We start from the raw sequence: 23,637 nt of genomic DNA, 5'->3' as shown, positions 1-23,637 counted from the left end.
CGATGGCTACAGAATTAAATGACGTCGCACAGGAAAAACTTAAAAGCTTTGCTTCTGATATAGGAAAAATGACGGGTGGTCCGGATGCTGTCGGCAAAATTACCATGGCTTTTATTCTTCCTTCAGGCGCTGGCGGGTTTGATGACGAAACAAAAAATAAAATCACCACAGCCCTAAATGACAACCCAGATGAAGCTCTTAACAACGCAAGAGAGGCCATAAACGCCGATCCAGAATTATTAAAAAGAATTTCTAGAGATCCATCTGCATTATTACCCGCTATGGAAAAAGCGGAAGCGCCAGCTGTCTCAGCTCCGGCACCGACAGTGGCAGCAGTGCCGACATCGGCAGGTCCAGCATTAGCTGGTCCTTCTCCTGAATTAACAAAGTTTATTGGACAGCTACAAGACCCCAACAATGCCCCTTTAAAGCAAGCCTTCGAGGATATTTTCGGTCAGGGGGGACAAAACTTATCACCTGCCGAACAGATCAAAGAATTACAAAAGCTGGAGGCTCAAGACCCGACATTCTTCAAAAAACTGAATGAGGTCATTGATCGCCCGGATTTTGATAAATTCCTTGTAAAGGCGGGTGAGCATGAAGAATTGCGCGATATGCTGGCCGATACGCTTGGAACATCAGGAAGCAACCCGGAAGAAGCCTCTCAGTTCTTGAACGGTTTGCATAAAGCGGCCATGGGCGATGAAAAATTTTTCACGACCACTAACCGGCTGATCGATGAACACCCGCAACAGATCGGCAACATCATCCGGGAAATTCGCAACGATCCCAACGGGGATTTTGCCAGCATGAGTATGTTCACACAGCTGGCGGGCGGGATGCACAGTATGATTGACGTTGTCGGGGGGCCGAATTCTCAATTCGGTGGTATGTTGCAGGGACTTATGAATACCTTGATGGAAATGATGCCCCAGCTACAAAAAATGTTGGCACCCTTTATGGGCATGATTGACAAGCTAGGCTTAAACGCCCAGCAAAACGGGACCGATCCACGGGCGCAAGGAACCGGGGCTAATCTGGCCGCCGGCCTCGATGATCGACTGAAAACGGCCATAGATGCCCGTAAACCCGGTGACAACGTTATTATCAAACCCGATAATTCGATCGAAATAACGCCAACACTCAGCTAAACCCTACAAAAAACGCTTGGCAAACTCATGAATTCGCCCTAGTGTCGGCGGCGGATTTAACCTGTTTTTTTGCGAAGGATTGTCCCCGCCATGAAAATGATTTCCGCGATTATCAAACCGTTCAAGCTCGATGATGTGCGCGCCGCGCTGACCGAACTCGGCGTCGAGGGCATGACCATTACCGAAGTCAAAGGATATGGCCGTCAAAAAGGTCAGACCGAAAGTTTCCGGGGCAACGATTACGCAACCAATTTCCTGCCGAAAATCAAACTGGAGATTGCCGTTCCGGCTAAACTCGCCGATAAGGTTGTCGCCGCCATCATAGAGTCGGCCAACACAGGCCGCATTGGTGATGGCAAGGTTTTTGTCTATGACCTGCAAAAAGCCATCCGCATTCGCACCGGCGAAACCGGCAATGACGCGCTTTGATTTCAGGATTATAATTTCAGGAAACGCTTAACCGCGCGTTCTACCACATAACCGGCAGATCATATTCCAGACCCAGACGCAGTTCGTGGGCGCCGTAGTCGATATCATAGCTGTCGACTTCCAGACTGGACGTACCCAGATAGCGATATCCGCCGGTAATTGCCAGTGAATCGTCCACGCGATATTTCAAGCCGGCCCCAGCCTGCCACGCCAGCCCGAACGAATTGCCTGTGCTGCTCGGCATGCCGCCCACGCCGCCGATATCGCCGCTATGCATGGCAAACCCCACACCGCCGGTAACGTAAGGCGAAAGATTTTTCCATTCCATGTCAAAATCGTAATAAAGGTTGGCCAGCGCCAGCCATGTGCCAATTTCACCGGCCCCGCGGAACGTCCCGCCGGTAGTGATATCCACCGTATCAATAGAGGCCTTGCGGTAAGATAATTCACCTTCAAGCCGCCAGTTTTGCGTCAACCGCAACCCCAACGCCCCGGCAAAAGACATGCTGTTATCGTATGTGAAATCACCGCTGCGCGGCGTGGTGTTTTCATCAAATTCCGTTTCGGTCGTCAGGTTCAACCCCATATAACCGGCAACATACAAGCGGCTGGACTGCGCATAAGCCGCCGTGGTCACCATCACCAGCGCGATTGCCAGACATAATGTAAAAAGGACTTTTTTCATGATCGCTTTGACAATTCCAAACGATAGAAGATAAAGAGGCGCACGACAGCATCCCCCGAATAGACATGCTGATTCTACCCCACCTGAATCGGGAGCGCAAGTGGCCGTTGCCACAAGAATACCGTTTTAAAGAAACCTACGCGATCGGCGAGTCGACCCGCACCGGCAGATCGGCGGCAATCGGTTCGTCATCAAGCATTTCGATCATCCCGCCCGGCTGGACCGCGAAATTGGCGATAAACAGAGCGTTGGAATAGAACACCACACCATCGCATAGCATGAAGCCCTGCTCGTTTTTGCCTTCATAGGTCGCGGGACGGATAGACCCTTCGACTACCGCACGGGTTTTATCATCCATGTCTTTCGGCAGATCGGGGTTATCAATATCTTCGGCGATCAGGAACGGCCCTTCTTCCCCGCGCACGAAATAACAGAAAAACCGCAGGTAATCGAGGACGTTTTCCTCGGTAATCTTGATCGGCGCCTGAGCGTTTACTTCATGGATCGGCGGGGATGTTCCGTTCAAACGGAACAGATTCCCGTCAAGGGTCAAATAGTACAACGTCAATTTTTGAGGCGTCCAGCTCGGGTCTTTCAGACGGATCAGAACCACGCGCTCATAAAACGGTAATTGCCGCCAGGATACCTGTGTTTGCGGAGAGGTTTTGTATTTACCGTCCACCGGGTTGACCTGGGCCAGAAAACCTTCGAGTTCTTCGCCCGTTACGGGGTTCCAGTTGTTGTCGTCGTACATGAAAAACCTATTTTGTATTTAGTACCTACAGCGAAAAAATTTACCCGCTATCATAACAGATAGCAAGGGCCATCCCCATGTTTATCGTGCAAATATGAATATTTTGTAAAACAATCCGGCCATAAAACGGAAAAATGCGCCGTAAAGATTGACAGCGCGACCGGAAACCATTATATACCCCCCTTACCGAATTAACGAAGAATTTGAAAAGGTCGGAGGACCAACGACATGTCGACAAAACGTACTTTTCAGCCTAGCCGTCTGGTTCGCGCCCGCCGCCATGGTTTCCGCGCCCGTATGGCAACCCGTCATGGACGCGCAATCCTGTCTGCACGCCGTGCCAAAGGGCGGAAGCGCCTGAGCGCTTAAAGCGCCGGTATGGCCCCGGCCATGAAAGCTTTAAAAGAACAAATTGAACGATTGGGCCGCTTGCAAAAGCGGTCTAATTTTTTGCACGTCCAGAAAAATTGCAAAAAATGGGTTTCAAAGAGCCTGATCCTGCAGGTTGCCGACAATGACAGCGGAGAAACCCGCTTTGGCCTGACCGTCACCAAGAAAGTCAATAAACGCGCCGTCGTGCGCAACCGCATCCGGCGGCGCCTGCGCGCGCTGGCCTTTGACGTGTTGCCCGGCCATGCCGCAGAGGGTAAGGATTACGTCCTGATCGGCAGAGCTGAGACAGAGACGAACACTTATGAGGATATGGCCAAGGATCTGAAATGGTGCCTGAAGCGGCTTGAATGCCGAAAGGATACCCCATGATTGATAAATTTTTTGTCCGCATAGCCCAGATTCCCGTCCGGCTTTACCGCTTTTTCCTGTCCCCGTGGATAGGAAACCAGTGCCGGTTTTATCCCACTTGCTCGGCTTATATGCTAGAGGCCATGGAAAAGCACGGCGCCGCCAAAGGATTATATCTGGGCATTCGCCGTATTCTGGCCTGTAACCCGTGGAATAAGTACCATGGACACGATCCGGTGCCTGAGCGGTTTACATGGGGGGATATGCTGGGCTATAAACGCAAACAACATCCACATCCCTGCCACGAAAAAGCAGATAACAAGGAATCGACTTTATGATGAATAATCAGGACCAGATGCACCCGGACGACTGGCGCAATTTCATTTTGTTTGTTGTCGCCTCTCTGGCCCTGTGGTTTTCTTTCGACCACTTTATTCTACAGCCGCGCATGCAGGCCATGGAAGCCGCCGCGCAACAAGCTGCCGAGGATGTCACCGTCAAAAATGACGGAGCAGCGGCAATCACGGAAGGGGCACCCCGTGACCGGGCCGAAGTCCTTGCCGAAAATCACGCCCGTTTACCGATTGATAACGGCGCCATATTCGGTTCCCTATCTTTGCAGGGCGGTCGAATCGACGATATCAGCCTGCAGACTTATTACCGGACATTGGAAAAGAAAGACCACGTTGTCCTGTTTTCACCCGCCGGCAGCAATTACCCCAAATATGCTGAATTTGGCTGGGTTGCCGCAGACAAAAGTGTAAAAACACCTGACAAGACCTCTCGCTGGCGCGTTGCCGAAGGCGATCTGGCCAAAGGTCTGAGTCCTGATACCCCGATTACCCTGTATTGGGAAAATGGCGCGGGATTGCGGTTTGAACGAACCCTGGAAATAGACGACCAGTTTTTGATGACGGTCAAACAGCGCGTTATCAACAAATCGGGCGCGGCCGTTACATTGTATCCTTTCAGCCTGATTGCCGAGCATGGACTGCCGGAAAATGTTTTTGGCATGTATATCATTCATGAAGGGCCGATTGGCTATGTCGGCGGTGAACTGACCGAACTGTCCTACAAGAAAATTAAAAAGACCCCGCTTACCGAGCAAACAGCAACGGATGGCTGGATTGGTATTACCGAGCGCTACTGGTTTGCCGGACTGATCCCCGCACAAGGCGAAGAAACAAAATATCGTTACATCTATGCCCCGGCCAGTAGCGAGAATAGCCGGGAACGATTCCAGACCGATGCTATGGGTGCCGCCCACACGATCGAACCCGGCCAGAGCACCGAAAGCACCAACCGGCTGTTTGTCGGCGCCAAGTCTCTGGGGATTCTCGACCGCTATGAAAAAGAACTCGATATCCGGCACTTTGACCTGGTTCTCGATTTCGGGATGTACTATTTCCTGACCAAGCCGTTTTTCTATATCCTTCATTTCTTCGGTCAGCTCACGCACAATATGGGGATTGCCCTTATTATCCTGACCATCATCGTACGGCTTTCCGTTTTCCCATTGGCCAACACCTCTTTCCGTTCCTTTGCCAAACTGCGGAAAATTTCTCCAAAGATGCAGGAATTGCGCGAAAAATTCGGTGATGACCGACAAAAACTGCAGGAAGAGCTGGTCAAGCTTTATGAGACGGAAAAGGTCAACCCGATGGCCGGGTGTTTCCCGATTCTGGTCCAGATTCCGATTTTCTTTGCCTTGTACAAGGTCCTGCAAATCTCGATAGAAATGCGTCATGCGCCGTTCTATGGCTGGATCGCCGATATGTCGGTCAAGGACCCGACAAACGTTTTGAACCTGTTTGGATTGTTATCATGGACGCCGCCTGAATTCCTACCTGCGATTGGCGCATGGCCCTGCATGATGCTGATGGTTCAGTTAATGCAGCGCCAGATGAACCCGCCGCCGCAAGATAAAACCCAGGCGATGATGATGAACCTGATGCCGTTCGTCATGACGTTGGTTTTGGCTAAATTTGCTGCCGGGCTGGTTATTTATTGGACGTTCTCGCAAGCGCTTTCGATCCTGCAGCAATACGTCATTATGCGCGGCATGGGCGTTGAAGTGCATTTCCTGCGCCGTTCCAGAGAAGACAAGGAAATGGCCAAAGAAGTGGCCGAGGGGCCAGCGGTTCATCCGAAACTGGAAATGATCGAAGAGACAGTGGAAGAAGCCTTGTTTGGGGACGATGAAGGGCAAGATAAAGCCATATCCAAGCCCAAACCCAAGAAAAAGAAGAAGAAATAAGAGGTCGTTATTATTCGGCGGCGCGCATATCGCGGTCGAACATTTCGCCGATTTTCTTTTTGGCCAGAACTTCACGGGCCTTGGCGTATTCGGGATCATACCAGAACACCGCGCAGCCGTTACAGCCTTTGCCGCAGCACCCTTCCGTGCCCAGCCGCGGGGATCGCGGCGAGCGGTCCATCAGTTTTTCTTCCAAAGCAACGCTCAGGTTTTTGCGGTTGGTTTCATAGGCCTTTTCCGATCCCTGATCCTGCTCGCGGCGGTTGGCCGTGCGGTCGAGTTTCAGACGCGCCCACTCGGCGGCGCTCAAAGCTTTTTCCTTACGGATAATGGTGAGTTCCGGCAGAGCCGCGCGCAGTTTTTCCGGATCTTCATGATCGAAAGCGCTAAACGGAATTACGATTTTTTGTTTTTGCCCGGCATGGACGGCTTCGACCGTTTTGCCGTTTTCGAGCGTAAATTCATATAAACGCAAGAGCACCGTTTCGCGGCTGCGCGGCGGAACAAATTCCAGAACGTCACCCGCTTCCAGTTTGTTTTTGACTTCCATGACAAAGGCCTCGTCACGGACTTCGCAGATTGATCCGGCATATTCCCATTCAGCCAACGAATGCGTGTCTTCATAATTATGCGCGTAATTGGTCAGGCGGCCATTGTGGAAAGCCAGCGAAAATCCCCGGTTACCGACCGTTTCCAATTCTCGCATATAAGGACGCGCGTCCCAGTCATCCGGGTTGGCGTAATAGTCGTCAATCGCATGGCGATAGGCACGGGCGTTCACAGCCACGTAATACGGGCTGCGGCCCCGTCCCTCAACCTTCAGGCTGTCGACGCCAATGCGCAAGTAATCGTCGAGTTTCGGCATCAAACATAAATCTTTGGCATTCAGGATATACGAGCCGCGTTCGTCTTCCTCAATCGGTAGGAAGTCACCGGGACGGTAGCCTTCCTCAAGGAAAAATTCGAACATGTCGAGATTGTCGTCGTTGATCTCCAGTTCTTTGAGCGTGCCGTCCTTGAGCTTGATATGAACCTTGTAGTTCCAACGGCAGGAATTGGCGCATGCACCCTGATTTGCACCGCGCTCGGCCATATAGTTGGAAAGCAGGCAGCGCCCGGAATAGGTCATACACATCGCGCCATGGACGAAAGCCTCCAGCTTTACATCCGGGCATTTTTCGCGGATTTCTTCGAGTTCGGCAAAGGACACTTCGCGGGCGAGAACCACCAGTTCCGCCCCTTGTTTATGCCAGTAATCGACCGTCAGAAAAGAGCACACGTTGGCCTGCGTCGAGATATGCAGCGGAATTTCCGGGGCATTTTCCCGGACGAAACTGAATACACCGGGATCGGCAACAATCAGCCCATCGGGTTTAACGCTACGGATCGTGTCGAGATATTCGGGCAGGCGGGCGATATCCTTGTTATGAGCAAACAAGTTAAGGGTCAGGTAAACCCGCACACCATGGCTATGAGCAAACTCAATGCCCTCGACAACTTCCTCCAGCGTCATTTTTGACTTGGAGCGCAAAGACATATCGGGCGTGCCCATATAAATGGCATCCGCGCCATACAGCACAGCCGTTTTCAGGGTCGTTAAAGACCCGGCAGGCATCAGCAGTTCAGAGCGTCTTTGCGTCATGGTTTTTGTCATGGCCGGGACTATACAGGCGTTAGCCTTTTTTTTGCAAGCTTGCCGCGAAGAACCCGTCGGTGTTGTGACGGTGCGGGGTCAGGCGCATAAAGCCGTTCTTATCGCTGGGGACTCCTGCGGGCAGAGCGCCAACTTCAAAATCAGGATGCTCCTTTAAAAACCGCTCGATTTGCTGTTCATTTTCATCAGGCAACAGCGAGCATGTCGCATAAACAAGGCGACCGCCCGGTTTTACGGTTTTGGCGACTTTATCGAGAATCTCGGCCTGAATTTCAACAAGCTCTTCCAGCGGCGGGCCATACACCGTCCAGCGCATGTCGGGATTGCGGCGCCATGTTCCCGTCCCCGTGCAAGGCACATCGGTTAAAACCAGATCAAAGCTTTCCTTTTGCCGGCGCAGCCATTTACGGTTTTTCTCGTCTGACAACGGGCGGACTTCAATACAATCGGCAACACCGGCTTTTTTGATCCGAACGCGCGATTTTTCAAGACGGCGCGGCTCCGTATCCATCGCAACTATCCGCCCCTTGTTACCCATCGCAGCAGCCAACGCCAGCGTCTTGCCGCCTGCACCGGCGCAATAATCAAGCACCTGCATGCCCGGCTGCACCCCGCAGGCCAGTGCGATCAGCTGCGAGCCTTCATCCTGAATTTCGACCCAGCCCTTGTTCCAGGCCTTGGTTTTGGACAGATAGGCCTTGCCCCGCGCCCGCAAACCCCAAGGGGAGATAGGCGTATCATCAGTTTCAACGCCGTCGGCCTCCAGAAACTTCCGGACTTTTTCCTTGTCGGCGCGCCAGACATTCACCCGCAAATCCAGCGTGGCGCCGCCGAGCATCGCTTTCATTTCCGGGACGAAATCGTCACCGAAATAGGCGCGGAGCTTGTCTTCGTAAAGCGGCGGGCATTCAACGCGGACAGCGTCGGGCAGGGATGAATTGTTCAGGTTTTTTCCCTGCAGATCGTCGACGATTTTAAATTCTTCATCGGTCAGCCGCTCCGCGCCGTATTTGGAACCATCAAACAGATCCTTGATCCGTTTGTGGTCGTTACTTTCTCCCAGCACCAGCCATGCGAGCATACGGTTGCGGGGGGTGTCCTCTGCCCCGACCTTTTCCAGCCAGCGTCCGAGCCGCGCTGTCGCCCTGACCATGCCGTATGTCCGTTCGGCAATCGCTGCGCGGTCCTTGGAGCCAATATAACGGCGGTGGCGCATATAATCGCCTGTCACCGTATCCATCGGCACGCGTCCGACAGCAATGTTTTCCAGTATATCAATCGTGGCCTTGATCCGCGCGGCGGGGGTCATAATGTTAGCCTTTCAAAATTCAGTTCATGTGCTAAATAATAACAAGCCGTACTTCTAACAGGAGAGCTCTATGACCGCCAGCCTTTTCGATTCCATCCGTTTTGGTTCTATTGATTGCAAAAACTGTATCATCATGGCGCCGCTGACGCGCGGGCGCGCCGAGGGCAATGGCATCCCCACCGATTTGATGGTGGAATATTACAGCCAGCGGGCCGGGGCCGGGATGATTATTTCCGAGGCGACCGCTATCTCGCCGCAGGGCTATGGCTGGTATCACGCGCCGGGGATATGGACGGACGAGCATGTTGCCGGATGGCGCAAAATTACCGATGCCGTGCATGACGCCGGTAGCAATATGATCTTACAGCTCTGGCATATGGGCCGGGTTTCGCATTCGGATTTTCATGACGGCGCCCTTCCCGTCGCGCCGTCAGCGCTTGCGGCTCAAGGTGATATCCGCGTACCGGATGGGTCGAAAAAACCGCTGGAGACGCCGCGGGCGCTGGGTACCTCGGAAATTCCCGGCCTTATCGAAGATTATATCGCCGCCGCCCGCCGTGCCATGGAGGCCGGGTTTGACGGCGTAGAGGTACACAGCGCCAACGGTTACCTGCTCGACGAATTCCTGCGCGATGGCGCCAACGAGCGCACGGATGAGTATGGCGGCAGCCTTGAGAACCGGGCGCGGCTTTTGTTACAGGTCGTTCAGGCTGTGACCAAGGCCATCGGCGCAGACAAAGTCGGCGTGCGGATTTCCCCGACCAATCCGAAAAACGACATGAATGACAGCGATCCAGCCGCGCTTTTCTCTTACGTCGCGGCACAGCTTGATCAATTTGGTTTGGCGTACCTGCATGTCATGGAACCGTTGCCCGGTCATATGCTGGCCGACCCACAAGGGCGCTGGGTGCTACCGCATATCCGGGAAAATTTCTCCGGGCCGCTGATTGCCAATGGCGGTTATGACCGAGACAAGGGGAACGCGGCCCTGGCAAACGGGGAAGCCGATGCGATTGCCTATGGCGTACCCTATATCGCCAATCCGGATCTGGCGGAACGATTCAAGGCGGGGGCATCGCTGAATGCGCCCGACATCGAAACCTTCTATACCGAAGGCCCGAAAGGTTATACGGATTATCCGTTTTTGAAAGATCGGGCCGCTTAAACCTACTGGGCTTCCGTCCGGTAGTTCGGCGCTTCTTTCGTGATTGTCACATCGTGGACGTGGGACTCACGGAAGCCCGCGCCGGTCATTTGCATGAATTCAGCTTTTTTCTTCATATCGGCAATCGTGGCGCATCCCGTATAGCCCATAGAAGCCCGCAAACCACCGATCATCTGGTGAATTACCGGGCCAACCGGACCTTTGTAAGGCACGCGGCCTTCGATACCTTCGGGAACCAGTTTTTGCTCTTCCTTGACATTACCCTGAAAGTAACGGTCAGCAGAGCCGCGGGTCATCGCCCCGACGGAGCCCATCCCGCGATAGGTTTTGTAGGAGCGCCCCTGAAACAGGATCACCTCGCCCGGCGCTTCATCGGTCCCGGCCAAGGCGCTGCCCATCATGGCACAATCGGCCCCGGCGGCAATCGCCTTGGCAAAATCGCCGGAATATTTGATCCCGCCATCGGCAATCACCGGGATTTTCTTTTTCGCGCAAGCTTCGGCCACATCCATAATCGCCGTCAGTTGCGGCACACCGACACCCGCCACGACGCGCGTGGTGCAAATCGACCCCGGCCCGATGCCGACCTTGACCGCATCGGCCCCGGCTTCGATCAAAGCTTTTGCCGCACTGGCCGTTGCAATATTCCCGGCAATAATCTGAAGGCGTTCACCCAGCAAATCGCGGATCTGGCTCACCGTATCGAGAACGTTTCTTGAGTGGCCATGAGCGGTATCAACTACAACCACATCCAGCCCAGCGGCCGCCATGGCTTCGGCTCGTTCGATGCCGCTGTTGCCGGTTCCGACAGCCGCGCCACAAAGCAAGCGCCCTTGTGAATCCTTGGTAGAAAGCGGGTGCAGTTCCGATTTCTCAATGTCTTTCACCGTCATCAGCCCGGTGCAGCGCCCGGCTTCATCCACGACCAACAGCTTTTCAATCCGGTATTTGTGCAGCAACCGTTTGGCTTCTTCTTTATCAACGCTGCCGACAACCTTGACCAGATTGTTGGCTGTCATCAGATCCTTGACCGGCTGTTCGGGATTTTCGGCAAAGCGTACATCCCGGTTGGTCAGGATACCCACAAGCTGGCCGTTAGCCTCGGTTACGGGAATCCCGGAAATACGGTTAATACTCATCAGCTCCAAGGCCTGCGCCAAGATCGCGTCCGGCTGGATTGTGATCGGATTTTCAACCATGCCGGACTCAAACCGTTTAACGATCCGGACCTGCGCGGCTTGCTCCTCGACCGAATAGTTCCGGTGAATAACGCCCAGCCCCCCGGCCTGCGCCATGGCAATGGCCATATCCGCGCCGGTAATCGTATCCATTGCCGAAGATAACAAAGGGATATTCAATTCAATATCCCGCGTCAGATGCGTTTTTGTGCTGGCGTCGTTCGGATGGATTTCCGAAGCGGCGGGCAACAAAAGCACGTCATCAAACGTCAGACCTTGGCGGATATGGGATTGTTTTGTCGGCATGGCGCAAATTCCTTTTTCAAAGCGGCGATAGCTGAAATTTGCAGGGCACTATAACCAGCAAGCACCGAAAAGAGAAGGGAAAAGTTCACAAAAAGATTGATTTTTCATATTTTCATCGTCTAGGATGTAAAAAACAATGACAAAAGGCGGTTACGGGTTTCATGGGCAAGCCATCGACAAATGTTATTCCCTTTTTGCGTCCGGCGTTTACAGAAACGCAGGATAGCCAGTTTCCTGCACAAACAGAAAACCCCCACCCTTTTTATCTTGATCCTGCTTTAAACATTATCTTGCGTCTCAATGATTTTGCGGCGCGCTTTACGGGTGAAATGCACCGGATGTTGAAAGACCTGAACATCCAGCACTACACGGGTAAGAATGTTTTTTCTCACACGATCGGGATACTCCTGCCGCTTGACAGTGAAGAAGCAACCCTGATCATCGACAGCTACATCGCCGATCTGGCCGAAAATGCGCCGGATAATTTCCGGGATTTTCTGGAAAGGAACGCCCCCGAAATCTTGATCGCTTACGAGGAAGATCATGATCTGAATCATGTACATGATTCTATTGTCCGTGATCTATATCTGAAAGAAATGCTGCGGAGGCTTCAACAGGAAACAGTGCTGGATGAGCTGATGTCCCGTAACCTGCCGGAATTCCAGCTGTCGTTTGATATCCTAACCGCCGATGACAAAGCCGTACTTACCATGACATTCAACTGGGATGAGGATTGCGATGCCCGTCAGGAGCTTCAGCGTTTTCTGAATTGCCGCAGCAAGACCCCGCAACTGGTCAAATGCTAGGAAGGGCGACACCATGACGGATGATCGGGATGACAATGTTATTATTTTGGGTCGTTTTACGCAAGCGGCCCGGCCAGTATCTGAGATGGAAAACGAGGAATTTTCTTTTGATGAATCTCCTTTTCTTGCCTTTTTTATTCTTGACGAGGCCGCAAGCAAATATCCTTTGTTTGATGATCTCGAAATATATTTAAGCAGCGCGCTCGGGGCCATTAATCAAGACCATGCGCGCATGGTTCAGGAATATGGCCCTGATTTTGTAAAAAAAGCCGGACCTATGACGGGCCAGTATTTCCCCCTTAATATCAGCATTCCTTATTCAATGTGGGCAGACGTCGTTACCGATTTTCAGGATAAAATGCGGGCCATCGAACCCAAAGAATTTGTTCGTGTTCAACAGCGCGCCAAACAAGAACAAGCAAAAACCTCTGTCCACGATGTTTTTTCTCCCCAACAAATAGATATAAGAGTTTTTGGCGAACATCTGGTTGGCGGCTTAAAGGCATTCAAGAACTTTGCTAACATTATGAAACGCCATCTGCCTGAATTGGATGTGCGACCGGCTGTACGATTAGCAAGTAATGATGCCGATGCACAAAATCCTATTGTGATTCTGTCTGCCCTTGTTACGCGCAAAGACGGCAACAAGAACATGGATATCCGTGAAATACTTTCTGATTATCTATACCGCGCCCGTAAAGGGCGCCTGCACCTTAGAAGTGTTTCGTGCCCTAAACCTGACTAAAAACAGCTAAAGAATAACCACCATGGCCGATGATAAGGGAAGAATTATTTATGCTTTTGGTGAAAGTGCGCCAGCTCTATCCGAACCTGACGAACCACTATTTGCAAAGCTAATAGGTAAGATTAATGCCTACACAGAGGATTTTGGTTGTAATTTCAGAGCCTATATCAAATCATATTTAAGTGATCTCAATTACCGTCACCATCAAGATATACAGGCTGGCCGAACAGATGGAAAAAAGCCTCTTCTTGTTGTTTTTCTGCCTATTGACGTTGCTATACCGGCCTCCCAGTGGGTCGAGGCCGTTGATAGTCACAGAAATTTTCTGCGGGAAAATCATCCGTATTTGCACGAGGTTTCTATGGGATTTGCCCAAAGAAATTTCAAAAATAGCGATGACCCTGACAAAAACAGCCGCCACTTTATTCTAGATAGTTTCGGAAAGGCTATGGTGACACGGCTTGAATCATACAAAGCCATCACACAGGGGATTCTCAAATATTTTCCACAAACTCAATTTCATGCCGAATTATACGCTTTTGAAGAAGAAGGGATCGGCTTCATATCACCCTGTATTGCTTGGCGTCACAAAGATGGACTTGATATGAAACAGCATATAGAACGCTTTTTGTCTCCCAGTTCACAGTCGCGTTTGGGCGTTGTCTCCAAAAACAGGCCCGATTAACTGGTTTCCGCCCTGTACCCCGTGGCCACAACATATTGCTCCGAGCTTTCTTTCCGGCTGGCGGGCGGTTTGATATGGCGCACGGTTTTAAAATCCTTTTTCATCTGCGCCAGCAGGGTATTTTCCGCACCCCCCTGAAACACCTTGGCGACAAAAGTGCCATCGGGCTTTAGCACCTGCGTGGCGAAATCATAAGCCATTTCGACCAGCGCCATAATCCGTATATGATCGGTCTGTTTATGACCGATCGTGTTGGGCGCCATGTCGGACATGACGATATCAACGCCTTCGCCGGTGGCACGGATCAAGGTCTCCGGCGCGTCATCGTCGGTGAAATCCATCTGGAAAAACGTTACGCCGGCCAGCTCATCCATCGGCAGTAAATCAATCGCCACAACCTTGCAGCCTTTATCGGCCGCGTATTGGCTCCACCCGCCCGGCGCCGCGCCCAGATCGATAACAACCTGCCCGGATTTAAACATGTCCAGCTTGTCATCCATTTCCATGATTTTGAAAGCTGCCCGCGAACGCAGCCCCTGCCGTTCGGCTTCACGGACGTAAGGATCGTTGAGTTGCCGCTCCAGCCAGCGCTTGGACGAGGTCTTGCGGCCTTTTGCGGTTTTCACTCTGGTCTTTGCTTTATTGCGCAAAATAAAAATCCTTTACTAGAGAGTCATCATAATCATCGAAAAGCAAAACGCCAGAATATAGATCGACAGCGATGCCGCGAAAAAAATCACTTTCTGGGTTCCCGGCGAAAAATACGCTAAAATCATATATAACGCAAAAATAATGCTATAGATGATCAGCCCGCGGTTATAGACCGATGATTTCATCAATGCCAGAATTCCGGTGCCATAACCGATCGACTCCATCAGTTCTACTTGCGTGCGGAAGGTCAAAAGGCATACAAATATAAAACCCAGCACAAACCAGCGCTGGTGTTTATGCACGACAAACCACGCCGCAGGCAGCCACAAAAAATCAACCCATTGATAGATAAACTGGCCCATACTAGATTATTAGAGACGTTAAGCGTTACCGGAAAGGCTTTGAAACAGGCAGCCCTTATGAATCATACCCGCTTTTTATCCCCCGTGAACAGAGCCTTTGTTGTTTTTGCGATGATGTGCGCTATCCTGCTGTCTTCTGGTCCACAAGCGCTGGCTCAGGCAAGGCCGGTCATTATTCGTGATACCGAAATCGAGGCATTCATCAAACAGTGGGCTGATCCGGTTATCCGGGCGGCGGACCTGACGCCGGAACAAATCAATATTATCCTGGTGCAGGACCCTGCCATTAACGCCTTTGTCGCCGGCGGTCCGAATATTTTTATCTATACCGGGCTTTTGACCCGCACAGATGATGCCTCCGAAATTGTCGGCGTGATCGCCCACGAACTGGGACACATTCGCGGCGGCCATCTGGTCCGCATGCGCGGGGCGATGGAGAGCGCCTCTTATGAAAGCCTGCTGGGAACGCTTCTTGGTCTGGGGGCGGCACTGGCCACGGGTGAGGGCGGACTGGGGACGGCGATTGTCACAGGGACCAGTTCCATGGCGCAACGTAAATTTCTATCCTTTAGCCGGGTGCAGGAATCGAGTGCCGACCAAGCCGCGCTAACCTACATGGAAAAAGCCTCCATCAACCCGCAGGGCTTGAAAACATTTATGCATAAGCTGGAAAGCGAGGAGCTTCTCCCCTCCGATAAACAAAGTGAATATGTCCGCACCCACCCGTTGACCCACGACCGGATTGAATCGCTGGATGCGGGGTACAAGCGTTCAAGCAATCAGGGCAAGGCTTATCCGCCCGAATGGCAGGACCAACACGCCCGCATGATTGCCAAGCTGAAGGCCTTTATTACCCCGGAGCGCGTGGCCTGGGATTATGACGACCGGAACAAATCGATCCCTGCCCGCTATGCCCGCGCCATTGCCGCCTACCGGGAAAATCAGGTGAAGGACGCCCTGCGCGAAATCGACGATTTGTTGGCGGCAGAACCCCAAAACCCGTTTTTCTGGGAGCTGAAAGGCCAAATGCTGGTTGATTTTGGCCGGGTTTCCGAAGCCCTGCCCGCTTATAAAAAATCTCTGGACCTTTATCCCAACGCGCCTTTGATCCGAACAGCTTACGCCCATGCCCTGATCGAGACGGCGGGTGATAACAAAGCCACGCTCCAACAGGCGGTCAATCATCTGGAACGATCCTTGCGGGAAGAGCCTCGATCGGGTTACGCCCATCACTTGCTGGCCACAGCCTACGGCCAGATGGGGCAGGAAGCGCTGGCCAAATTGCATCTGGCCGAAGAAGCCTTGCTGAAAGGCCAAACCGATTATGCCAAAAAGCAAGTTGAGGTGGCCTTACGTGATCTGGAAAAAGGATCGGCGCCGTGGATCCGCGCACAAGATATTCTGGCCTATATTGAACAAGGCGAGAAAAAAGGCTAGTTTAGTACCCGTATTTGATTTTAACAAAGGAGTCTTCCTGTGACATACCGCCTATTTGGCTTTCTGGCCGCTTTGATAACGACCACTATTGCTCTCCAGCCTGTGTCTGCCACGGCCGCGGATTTTTCCGACAGCCAAAAGAAAGCCATTGGTGAGATTGTCCGCGAATATATTCTCGATAATCCGGAAATTCTCTATGAAGCAGCTGAAAAGCATCAAAGACAGCAGGAAGAAGCGGCGGACAGCCAGTTCAAAACATATTTGTCCGATAACAAGGATGCCGTTTTCAATGGCGCCCCGACAGCCGGAAATCCGAACGGCGATATCGTGATTGTCGAGTTTTTTGATTACAACTGCGGCTATTGCAAAAAAGCCATGGAAGATGTTGCCGCTTTGCTGAAAGAAGACAAGAACCTGAAATTCGTCTTCAAGGACATGCCTATCCTCAGCCAAACCTCCGTTGATGCCGCCCGTTGGTCACTGGCTGCGGACAAACAAGGTAAATATCTTGATTTCCACATGGAGCTGATGAAATCACCCGGCCAAAAAGACGAAAAGACTTTTGAACAGATTGCCAAAAAACTGGGGCTGGACGTTGAAAAGCTTCGCAAGGACGCCGATGACGAATCCATCACCAAGCAAATCCGCGATAATATGGAACAAGCTCAGGAACTGGGCATTCGGGGAACGCCCGGATTTATTATCGGTGACTATCTGGCCCGTGGTTATATGGGGCTTGACGGCATGAAACAAACCATCGCCGATCAGCGCGCCAAAAAATAACCGGAGATTCCGCTTGTGACCCTGTTTTTACGATTTCTGTTTGCCGCCATTATTATCGTCGCCGGTTTGGTCGGTTATAAGGCCTGGAACGTTCACGCCTCGATCAAAAACATGCAGCAAGCTGAACTGGGACAGGTTCTCGGCACCCCCGACGCATCGCGGGTTATTGTGGAATTTGCCGATTATCGCTGCAATTATTGCCGCATGCTCAATACCGTTGTCAGGGAACTGGTTGAACAAAACCCCGATATCCGGGTGGTGATTGCTCATCTCCCGGTTTTGGGTGAAAAATCCGCTTATGAAGCACGGCTGGCGCTGGCCGCCGCCAAACAGGGTAAATTCTCTGAAATCCATGATCTTTTGATGCAGCGGGAAACCCCGGTGGCGGAAGCGGAAGTCGAAGGGCTGGCCGAGCAGCTTGGGCTGGATTATGAGCGTTTGAAATCCGAAATGGAAAGTGATGAAGTAACGCAGGCTTTGCTGGCCAATATTGATGCTGCCGAAGCGCTGGATATTTTCTCAACGCCGACTTTCCTGATCGGCAAAACCATTTACAACCCGGCAGGCACCAACATGCCTACCGCCGAGGATATTAAAAAAGTCCTCGACCAGCTCGGGAAATAGCATCCCATGACACATATAATGGTACTGGCCGGTCCCAATCTTAATCTTCTGGGCGTTCGTGAACCGGACATTTACGGCCATGAAACGCTTGAAGACATCCGGAGCATGTGTGAACAAGAAGCGCAAAAACATGGCTGGAGCGCCGAGCTGCGCCAATCGAATTACGAAGGCGATCTGGTCACATGGATTCAGGAAGCCCGCGAAACGGCCAGCGCCATTATTATTAACGCGGCGGCCTATACGCACACTTCTATTGCCATTCACGACGCGCTAAAGATGTTTGAAGGCCCGATTATCGAGGTTCATCATTCCGATCCTTCGAAACGCGAAGCCTTTCGCCACATTTCTTATATCGAACCTCTGGCCGCTGCCGTTTACAAAGGGCATGGCGCAAAAGGATACACAATGGCTTTTGACCATCTGGCGTCTATGCTTTGACATTTTGTCAAAAGTCGATTAGGGTCCGGTGAAATTTTGGAAAAACAACGCAAGAAAATTCCATGAAAATCGATGAAAATGCCATCCGCAAACTGGCGGAACTTCTTGATGAAACAGGCTTGAGCGAGATTGAGATCGCCGAAGGGGAACAATCCCTGCGCGTCAGCAAGGGCGGATCACAGGTCGTTACGGCCGGGGCGGCGGCTCCTGTCGTTATGAATTCCGATCCGACGATCCCGCAAGCCGCCAATACGCAGGCACCGGCTGCCGACATCCACGATCATCCGGGCGCTGTTACGTCACCGATGGTGGGAACGGCTTATATGTCTCCCGAACCGGGCGCGGCTGCTTTTGTGAAAAAAGGCGACGATATCCGTGAAGGTGATACGCTGATGATTATCGAAGCCATGAAAGTCATGAACCCGATCAAGGCCCATAAAGCCGGAACGATTACGCAGCTTTTGGTCGAAAACGGACAGCCGGTTGAGTACGGCGACGTTCTCATGGTCATCGAATAACAAACGGCCCCTCGCCATGTTTGAAAAAGTTCTCATAGCCAATCGCGGCGAAATTGCCCTTCGCATCATTCGGGCCTGCCGGGAAATGGGCATTCAGTCCGTGGCCGTCCATTCAACGGCAGACGCATCGTCCATGGCTGTTCGTTTGGCCGACGAGTCCGTTTGCATTGGCCCGCCCGCCGCTAAGGATTCGTACCTGAATATTCCCTCTATCCTGACGGCGGCGGCGGTTACCGGCGCGGATGCCATTCACCCGGGCTACGGGTTTTTGTCGGAAAACGCGCAGTTCGCGCGGATGATTGAAGAGCACGGCTTTACGTTTATCGGCCCCAGGGCGGAGCATATCGAAAGCATGGGTGACAAGGTTGTGGCCAAGCAAACGGTCTCTGCCCTTGGCCTGCCCGTGGTGCCCGGCTCTGACGGCGCGGTGGAAAGCGCGGAAGAAGGACTGAAGGCCGCCAGAGAGGCGGGATTTCCTGTCCTGATAAAGGCCGCGTCCGGCGGAGGCGGAAAAGGCATGCAGATCGTCCGTACGGAAGAAGATTTTATGGAAGCCTATTCCACTGCGCGTGCCGAGGCCAAGGCCAATTTCGGGGATGACACGATTTACTTTGAAAAATTCCTCGAAAACCCCCGCCATATCGAGGTCCAGATTTTCGGGGATATGCATGGAAACGCCATTCATCTGGGAGAGCGGGACTGTTCCATTCAGCGCCGTCACCAGAAACTGGTTGAAGAAGCGCCCTCCCCCGTTCTGACCGAAGAAGAGCGGAACCAGATCGGCACCCTTGCCGCGGACGTTATTCGCGAGATGGGATATGTCGGGGCCGGCACAATCGAATTTTTGTATGAAGACGGCAAATTCTATTTCATGGAAATGAACACGCGCATTCAGGTGGAGCATCCGGTCACGGAAATGATTACCGGCATTGACCTGATCGCCGAGCAGATCCGCGTTGCGGCGGGGGAACCCCTGACTATCAAAAAAGAGAGAATCCGTCTGCGCGGCCATGCCATTGAAGTGCGGATCAATGCCGAAGACCCGGAGACCTTTATTCCGTCTCCCGGCAAGATTACCCAGTTCCATGCCCCCGGCGGGCTTGGGGTGCGTTTTGATTCGGCCATTTACGGCGGTTATACGATCCCGCCTTACTACGATTCCATGGTTGGGAAGCTGATCGTCCACGGCCGGAACCGCGAAGAAGCCCTGCGCCGTATGCGCCGCGCCATCATGGAAACCGTTGTCGAGGGCGTTAAAACGACGCTGCCCCTCCATCAGTGGATTTTGGAACAGCCGGAATTTGAAAGCGGCGCGTACAATATTCACTGGCTGGAAAAGAAACTGGCAGAAAGAAATCAAAGTTAAGCCGGGATCAGGTAGGCTTGGCCTTTGTATCTCTCAATTTCCGTTAATGCCGGGCTTTCCGGCTTTACGCACTTCATTTTCCCGGCGGGCACAAAATCATGCCGGAGTGAAAAGTCGACCGTTTTCCCGTTTAAGGTCATTTCCGGTAATCTGATTTCCGGTGCGGCTGTACCGGTTTTCTTCGAGGTTTCTATTAATGGGTCGAGTGACTGGTACGGGTTTTCACGCCGGATGTCGTGTTTTAGTACTTCCACAATCCCAAACCCGGCCAAGAAATTACCAACACCAAAGTACACGTTTTCGTTGGGAACAAATGTTTTTTGCGCCCACATTTGCATCATACCAACGCTTAACATGGTGGCTCCTGCGGTATACTGGAATGCACAAGAGATTCCTCTTGCGATGAAGTTGTTCGACATGTACAGGCCTTTGTCGGCGACTTTCTGTGTTTGTTTCCTGAGCAAACGCGGCAGATTTTTATTACCCGCTATACGGTTAAAGCTGTTCTTGATCTGTACGGCCCGATGATGGGGGTTAACCTTGGAGTCCGTGACAACAAGCGCCATCATACCCAATCCTAGCCCTGTCCAGAGTAGCGCCGGTGTTCCCATGGTCGTGATCATATAAGAAGACAAGGCCAAAACGGCGGCTGCCGAATAAAATTCGGCGCGGCCAAACATGTCACGCCAGAAAAAATTCCGGGAATTGTCGGGAGCAAACATGTTGGGGAATTTTTTCGGTTTCCAGCCATTTATCTGGCCACCCTTAGTAATCGTGTAGGCCGCCCAGTTGAAGTAGGCAATTCCCATGTTCAGGGCGTAGGGTTGCTGAGTTCTGATCCCTCTATCCAGGTAATAAATCGAGGCTGCAAGCAAAGACAGACCTTCCGCGATCATTGGCGACCCTGCATGCTTTTTGAGAAAAGAGCTGTTTTTTGCAGATGGTGAAAACTCTCTGTATGCGGCAACGCCTATAGCTATCGTTGATTCAATCATAGTAAAAATGATTGGTATGATGCCGCCCGGAATAGCCATAGAAAGTCCAGCCCCACCAAAAAGTGTTGCCGGATCACGAAGGACATCGCGCAGCTTTTCCTTAAAATTCTTGCCTGTTTTACGCGTGCCCTTTGCCACGAAGCGTGTTTCCTCTCATAATGGCGTATGGATTGGGGCTTATAGCACAAAGTTTTTATTTATGTCTAATAATGATTTAACCCTTAATGATGTTCTCAATGCCTACGCCAACGGGCTGTTCCCGATGGCAGAGCGGGCGGAAGAAGATGAATTTTACTGGTACGATCCGCCGCGGCGCGGACAGCTTTCGATTGCCGGGCTTCATATTCCCCGGCGGCTGGAAAAGACCGTGCGGCAGGCGCCCTATGACGTGCGGATTGATACGGCCTTTGCGGACGTTATTGATGGCTGCGCCGCAAGTACGGATGTCCGCGCCGAGACATGGATCAACCGCCCGATCCGCAATTTGTTTGTTGCCTTGCACGAAGCGGGTTTCGCACACTCAGTAGAATGTTGGGATGGCGAAAAACTGGTTGGCGGGCTTTACGGGCTGGCGCTGGGCGGTGCTTTTATGGGGGAGAGCATGTTTTCCCGTTCCCGCGATGCCAGCAAAATTGCGTTGGTTCATTTGTGCGCCCGGCTGTGGAAGGCCGGGTTTAGTGTTCTGGATACCCAGTTTGTCAACGATCATCTGAAACAGTTCGGCATTTATGAAATCCCGAAGGAGGCGTATTTAAAACGCCTGCATATGGCCATACAAACGCGTTGTGATTTTCATTTGGAAACTTTCCCGGATCTGGCGGAAAAAGGGCTGGTTGACGATTATCTGGAAAACCGGGAAGCGCTGCCCGTATAAAAAATGTGAATAAATATTTATTATGTATAATATTTGACTTTTTGTTAACATTCTGTTAAGCTTTTGGTATTCTATTAGAGACGGTAAAAAGAATAAGAAAGCGGGTGCGCTATGTTTATTGATATTAGCAATTTTGCGGATGGCGTTTTAGCCAATCACTCTCCCAAACAGCCTTTTGAAGAGGCTGCGACAGGGGCGCAGGCCGTGGCCGCCAATAAAGATAGAGACTGGGATTTCACCGGATTCAATAAACCGCGGGCAGCTGCTGATCTTCGGCCGGCAATGTAGGGGTTTGTATCATTGTTTTATCATCTAAAACGCCGTCGGTTTCGTCGGCGTTTTTGTTTTCCGGGGGAAGGACAGCCCCCTCAATGGCGGGCACTTCAATAGCTTCTTCTGACGGGATTTGTTCTTCCTCTGGCGCTTCGCCCGTACAATCCAGAACCCAGACATCATAAAGCGGATGATCCATTGCCGACAAAGACGGCGAAGAGGCAAACATCCACCCCGAAAAAATCCATTCCGGCTCCTGTGTCTTGTTGTTCACTTCCCAGATTTGCAGAAAAGCAGCCGATTCAGGAGGGTCTATCGGCGGGGCCTTGCGGCAGGCGCGGACTTTGATGTAAAGCGGCCCGTACTGGACGGTTGCGCCGACGCGCGCCTCAAAGGTCGATGTCCGGGCCGTTCCCTTGTCCAGCGCCTGCAGTTTAACGGAAGGGTAATCCTGCATCCCGGCGTAGGCGGGCAAGGCCCATAACAGGCCAGCAACAAGACATCCTATAATGAAAAGCCGATTACTGAGCACCGCTGTCATCTTTGTTCTGCATGCTGAAAATGAATTTTCCAAGCAGCTGTTCAAGATTTTGCGGGGCTTGCGTGTATTGCACACGGCCGCCGGCCGCAATCATGTCTTCGGCCGCGCCCGGCTCCAGCAACAGATATTTCCCGCCCATCAAGCTCGTCGAGGAAATCAGCGCCGTTGTATCTTCGGGCAGTTCTATACCCGGCTCGATGCTCATATGCACGCGGGCCAGATAGGTTTCCGGGTCCAGTTCCACCCCGATAACCGAGCCAATCTTAACACCGCTGATCTGGACATCGTCACCGACTGCCAATCCGCCGATTCCGGAGAAATCGGCAGTCACTTCATAGCCGCTGACCTTTTTCACGTTGGCGGTATTATAGCTGAATGCCAGAAAGACCCCGGCAATCACCAGCACCACTGCGCCCAGAACTGTTTCAATTACACTGCGTTTCATAGATATCCTCTTTAAACTATTATGATTCCGGAGTCCATGCTTCGTAATCGCCGGTGACAACCGGGCGATGGCCGCCCTTTAATATATGCCCCGGCGGACGATAAGCTTGATTGGTGCCCGTGCGGTTTCCTTTATGCGCTTTTTGCCATGGGCGGCGGAAAGATTCAGCCGCGGCAGCAGGTACCTCGTCGGTCTGGTAATGAAGCCAGCCATGCCACTCCGGCGGCACCTTGGCGGCGTCGGGGCGGCCCTTGTAAATTACCCAGCGGCGCGGGTGGTTGTAACCGGCGCGGGCAGGGGATTGATAATATTTATTTCCAGCATTATCCCGGCCCATCCGTTTTGCCCCGCTGGTCAGCGTGACCCAGGTAATATGGACCGGTGAGAGAACACCCAGAAGCTGCTTTATAAATTTCATGGTCTTTGGCCTTTTCGTCTTAACAGGAATGGCTTAAAACAAAGCAA

General features: G+C 52.1%; 29 protein-coding genes. 18 read left to right on the top strand and 11 right to left on the bottom strand.

Features of this window, described 5'->3' with window-relative positions:
• Nucleotides 1-2 precede the first annotated feature (2 nt).
• Together H6868_02600 and H6868_02595 are read left to right on the top strand one after the other, a co-directional pair.
• The gene (locus H6868_02600) at nt 3-1,151 is read left to right on the top strand and encodes a hypothetical protein (protein ID MCB9988206.1); all 1,149 of its coding nucleotides are present in this window, start codon (nt 3-5) and stop codon (nt 1,149-1,151) included.
• Between the two features lie 90 nt (nt 1,152-1,241).
• Nucleotides 1,242-1,580: a P-II family nitrogen regulator gene (locus tag H6868_02595; protein ID MCB9988205.1), complete on the top strand. Its 339-nt coding sequence runs from the start codon at nt 1,242-1,244 to the stop codon at nt 1,578-1,580.
• 40 nt (nt 1,581-1,620) lie between these two features.
• Here H6868_02595 and H6868_02590 read toward each other — a convergent pair whose 3' ends face one another.
• A complete protein-coding gene (locus tag H6868_02590; protein ID MCB9988204.1) occupies nt 1,621-2,265 on the bottom strand; it encodes a porin family protein in 645 nt (214 codons plus the stop codon).
• A gap of 136 nt (nt 2,266-2,401) precedes the next feature.
• Nucleotides 2,402-3,019, bottom strand: coding sequence for a hypothetical protein (locus tag H6868_02585; protein MCB9988203.1), 618 nt, complete (start codon nt 3,017-3,019; stop codon nt 2,402-2,404).
• 228 nt (nt 3,020-3,247) lie between these two features.
• Here H6868_02585 and rpmH point away from each other — a divergent pair, with 228 nt between their 5' ends.
• Genes rpmH through yidC form a run of 4 tightly spaced genes read left to right on the top strand, consistent with a single transcriptional unit; the run spans nt 3,248 to nt 6,017 of the window.
• On the top strand, nt 3,248-3,388 hold the full coding sequence (gene rpmH, locus H6868_02580) for a 50S ribosomal protein L34 (protein MCB9988202.1): 141 nt from the start codon (nt 3,248-3,250) through the stop codon (nt 3,386-3,388).
• 21 nt (nt 3,389-3,409) lie between these two features.
• On the top strand, nt 3,410-3,781 hold the full coding sequence (rnpA, locus tag H6868_02575) for a ribonuclease P protein component (GenBank protein MCB9988201.1): 372 nt from the start codon (nt 3,410-3,412) through the stop codon (nt 3,779-3,781).
• Nucleotides 3,778-4,098, top strand: coding sequence for a membrane protein insertion efficiency factor YidD (yidD, locus tag H6868_02570; protein ID MCB9988200.1), 321 nt, complete (start codon nt 3,778-3,780; stop codon nt 4,096-4,098). Before rnpA ends, yidD begins: the two co-directional genes overlap by 4 nt.
• Nucleotides 4,095-6,017 carry a membrane protein insertase YidC gene (gene yidC, locus H6868_02565; GenBank protein MCB9988199.1) on the top strand — a complete coding sequence of 641 codons (1,923 nt, stop codon included), beginning with the start codon at nt 4,095-4,097 and terminating at the stop codon, nt 6,015-6,017. The genes yidD and yidC overlap by 4 nt, the downstream gene beginning before the upstream one ends.
• 10 nt (nt 6,018-6,027) lie before the next feature.
• Here yidC and H6868_02560 read toward each other — a convergent pair whose 3' ends face one another.
• Nucleotides 6,028-7,659 (bottom strand): U32 family peptidase C-terminal domain-containing protein, encoded by a 1,632-nt coding sequence (locus tag H6868_02560; GenBank protein ID MCB9988198.1) that lies wholly within the window; start codon nt 7,657-7,659, stop codon nt 6,028-6,030.
• A 31-nt stretch (nt 7,660-7,690) separates the two neighbouring features.
• A complete protein-coding gene (locus H6868_02555; protein ID MCB9988197.1) occupies nt 7,691-8,980 on the bottom strand; it encodes an RsmB/NOP family class I SAM-dependent RNA methyltransferase in 1,290 nt (429 codons plus the stop codon).
• A gap of 70 nt (nt 8,981-9,050) precedes the next feature.
• On the opposite strand from H6868_02555, the gene H6868_02550 reads away from it, so the two are divergent.
• On the top strand, nt 9,051-10,145 hold the full coding sequence (locus H6868_02550) for an alkene reductase (GenBank protein ID MCB9988196.1): 1,095 nt from the start codon (nt 9,051-9,053) through the stop codon (nt 10,143-10,145).
• Between the two features lie 2 nt (nt 10,146-10,147).
• On the opposite strand, the gene guaB is transcribed toward H6868_02550, so the two are convergent.
• A complete protein-coding gene (guaB, locus tag H6868_02545) occupies nt 10,148-11,629 on the bottom strand; it encodes an IMP dehydrogenase (protein ID MCB9988195.1) in 1,482 nt (493 codons plus the stop codon).
• A 161-nt stretch (nt 11,630-11,790) separates the two neighbouring features.
• On the opposite strand from guaB, the gene H6868_02540 reads away from it, so the two are divergent.
• Genes H6868_02540 through H6868_02530 form a run of 3 tightly spaced genes read left to right on the top strand, consistent with a single transcriptional unit; the run spans nt 11,791 to nt 13,865 of the window.
• Nucleotides 11,791-12,435 (top strand): hypothetical protein, encoded by a 645-nt coding sequence (locus tag H6868_02540; GenBank protein MCB9988194.1) that lies wholly within the window; start codon nt 11,791-11,793, stop codon nt 12,433-12,435.
• A gap of 13 nt (nt 12,436-12,448) precedes the next feature.
• Entirely contained in the window at nt 12,449-13,180 is a 732-nt protein-coding gene (locus H6868_02535; protein MCB9988193.1) for a hypothetical protein, read from the top strand.
• 22 nt (nt 13,181-13,202) lie between these two features.
• Nucleotides 13,203-13,865, top strand: a complete 663-nt coding sequence (locus H6868_02530; protein MCB9988192.1) for a hypothetical protein — start codon at nt 13,203-13,205, stop codon at nt 13,863-13,865.
• On the opposite strand, the gene H6868_02525 is transcribed toward H6868_02530, so the two are convergent.
• Together H6868_02525 and H6868_02520 are read right to left on the bottom strand one after the other, a co-directional pair.
• Nucleotides 13,862-14,515 (bottom strand): RlmE family RNA methyltransferase, encoded by a 654-nt coding sequence (locus H6868_02525; protein ID MCB9988191.1) that lies wholly within the window; start codon nt 14,513-14,515, stop codon nt 13,862-13,864. The two genes, H6868_02530 and H6868_02525, sit on opposite strands and share 4 nt — an antisense overlap.
• A 15-nt stretch (nt 14,516-14,530) precedes the next feature.
• Entirely contained in the window at nt 14,531-14,878 is a 348-nt protein-coding gene (locus H6868_02520) for a hypothetical protein (GenBank protein MCB9988190.1), read from the bottom strand.
• 57 nt (nt 14,879-14,935) lie between these two features.
• Here H6868_02520 and H6868_02515 point away from each other — a divergent pair, with 57 nt between their 5' ends.
• The 6 genes from H6868_02515 to accC all read left to right on the top strand — a co-directional run bounded on the left by H6868_02515 (nt 14,936) and on the right by accC (nt 20,044).
• Complete coding sequence (locus H6868_02515; GenBank protein MCB9988189.1) at nt 14,936-16,315, top strand: M48 family metalloprotease; 1,380 nt, start codon at nt 14,936-14,938, stop codon at nt 16,313-16,315.
• 39 nt (nt 16,316-16,354) lie between these two features.
• Entirely contained in the window at nt 16,355-17,098 is a 744-nt protein-coding gene (locus tag H6868_02510; protein MCB9988188.1) for a DsbA family protein, read from the top strand.
• Between the two features lie 15 nt (nt 17,099-17,113).
• Nucleotides 17,114-17,722, top strand: coding sequence for a DsbA family protein (locus H6868_02505; protein ID MCB9988187.1), 609 nt, complete (start codon nt 17,114-17,116; stop codon nt 17,720-17,722).
• Between the two features lie 6 nt (nt 17,723-17,728).
• Nucleotides 17,729-18,160, top strand: a complete 432-nt coding sequence (locus H6868_02500; protein MCB9988186.1) for a 3-dehydroquinate dehydratase — start codon at nt 17,729-17,731, stop codon at nt 18,158-18,160.
• 62 nt (nt 18,161-18,222) lie between these two features.
• Entirely contained in the window at nt 18,223-18,678 is a 456-nt protein-coding gene (accB, locus tag H6868_02495) for an acetyl-CoA carboxylase biotin carboxyl carrier protein (protein MCB9988185.1), read from the top strand.
• A gap of 16 nt (nt 18,679-18,694) precedes the next feature.
• The gene (accC, locus tag H6868_02490; protein MCB9988184.1) at nt 18,695-20,044 is read left to right on the top strand and encodes an acetyl-CoA carboxylase biotin carboxylase subunit; all 1,350 of its coding nucleotides are present in this window, start codon (nt 18,695-18,697) and stop codon (nt 20,042-20,044) included.
• Here the strand turns inward: accC and H6868_02485 are convergent.
• Nucleotides 20,041-21,177, bottom strand: a complete 1,137-nt coding sequence (locus tag H6868_02485) for a hypothetical protein (GenBank protein MCB9988183.1) — start codon at nt 21,175-21,177, stop codon at nt 20,041-20,043. The two genes, accC and H6868_02485, sit on opposite strands and share 4 nt — an antisense overlap.
• A 61-nt stretch (nt 21,178-21,238) precedes the next feature.
• Here H6868_02485 and H6868_02480 point away from each other — a divergent pair, with 61 nt between their 5' ends.
• Both H6868_02480 and H6868_02475 read left to right on the top strand, forming a co-directional pair.
• Entirely contained in the window at nt 21,239-21,913 is a 675-nt protein-coding gene (locus H6868_02480) for a leucyl/phenylalanyl-tRNA--protein transferase (GenBank protein MCB9988182.1), read from the top strand.
• Between the two features lie 111 nt (nt 21,914-22,024).
• Nucleotides 22,025-22,201: a hypothetical protein gene (locus H6868_02475; GenBank protein ID MCB9988181.1), complete on the top strand. Its 177-nt coding sequence runs from the start codon at nt 22,025-22,027 to the stop codon at nt 22,199-22,201.
• Here the strand turns inward: H6868_02475 and H6868_02470 are convergent.
• The 3 genes from H6868_02470 to H6868_02460 all read right to left on the bottom strand — a co-directional run bounded on the left by H6868_02470 (nt 22,158) and on the right by H6868_02460 (nt 23,590).
• Entirely contained in the window at nt 22,158-22,643 is a 486-nt protein-coding gene (locus tag H6868_02470) for a DUF2155 domain-containing protein (protein MCB9988180.1), read from the bottom strand. The two genes, H6868_02475 and H6868_02470, sit on opposite strands and share 44 nt — an antisense overlap.
• 64 nt (nt 22,644-22,707) lie before the next feature.
• Entirely contained in the window at nt 22,708-23,172 is a 465-nt protein-coding gene (gene mlaD / locus H6868_02465) for an outer membrane lipid asymmetry maintenance protein MlaD (protein MCB9988179.1), read from the bottom strand.
• A gap of 19 nt (nt 23,173-23,191) precedes the next feature.
• Entirely contained in the window at nt 23,192-23,590 is a 399-nt protein-coding gene (locus H6868_02460) for an NADH:ubiquinone oxidoreductase subunit NDUFA12 (protein ID MCB9988178.1), read from the bottom strand.
• Nucleotides 23,591-23,637: the final 47 nt, after the last annotated feature.

This window comes from Rhodospirillales bacterium, assembly GCA_020638175.1.
Taxonomy (GTDB): Bacteria; Pseudomonadota; Alphaproteobacteria; order Micavibrionales; family Micavibrionaceae; genus JACKJA01.
The sequence above is the reverse complement of the archived record's forward strand: the minus strand, read 5'-3'. Positions and strand labels throughout refer to the sequence as shown.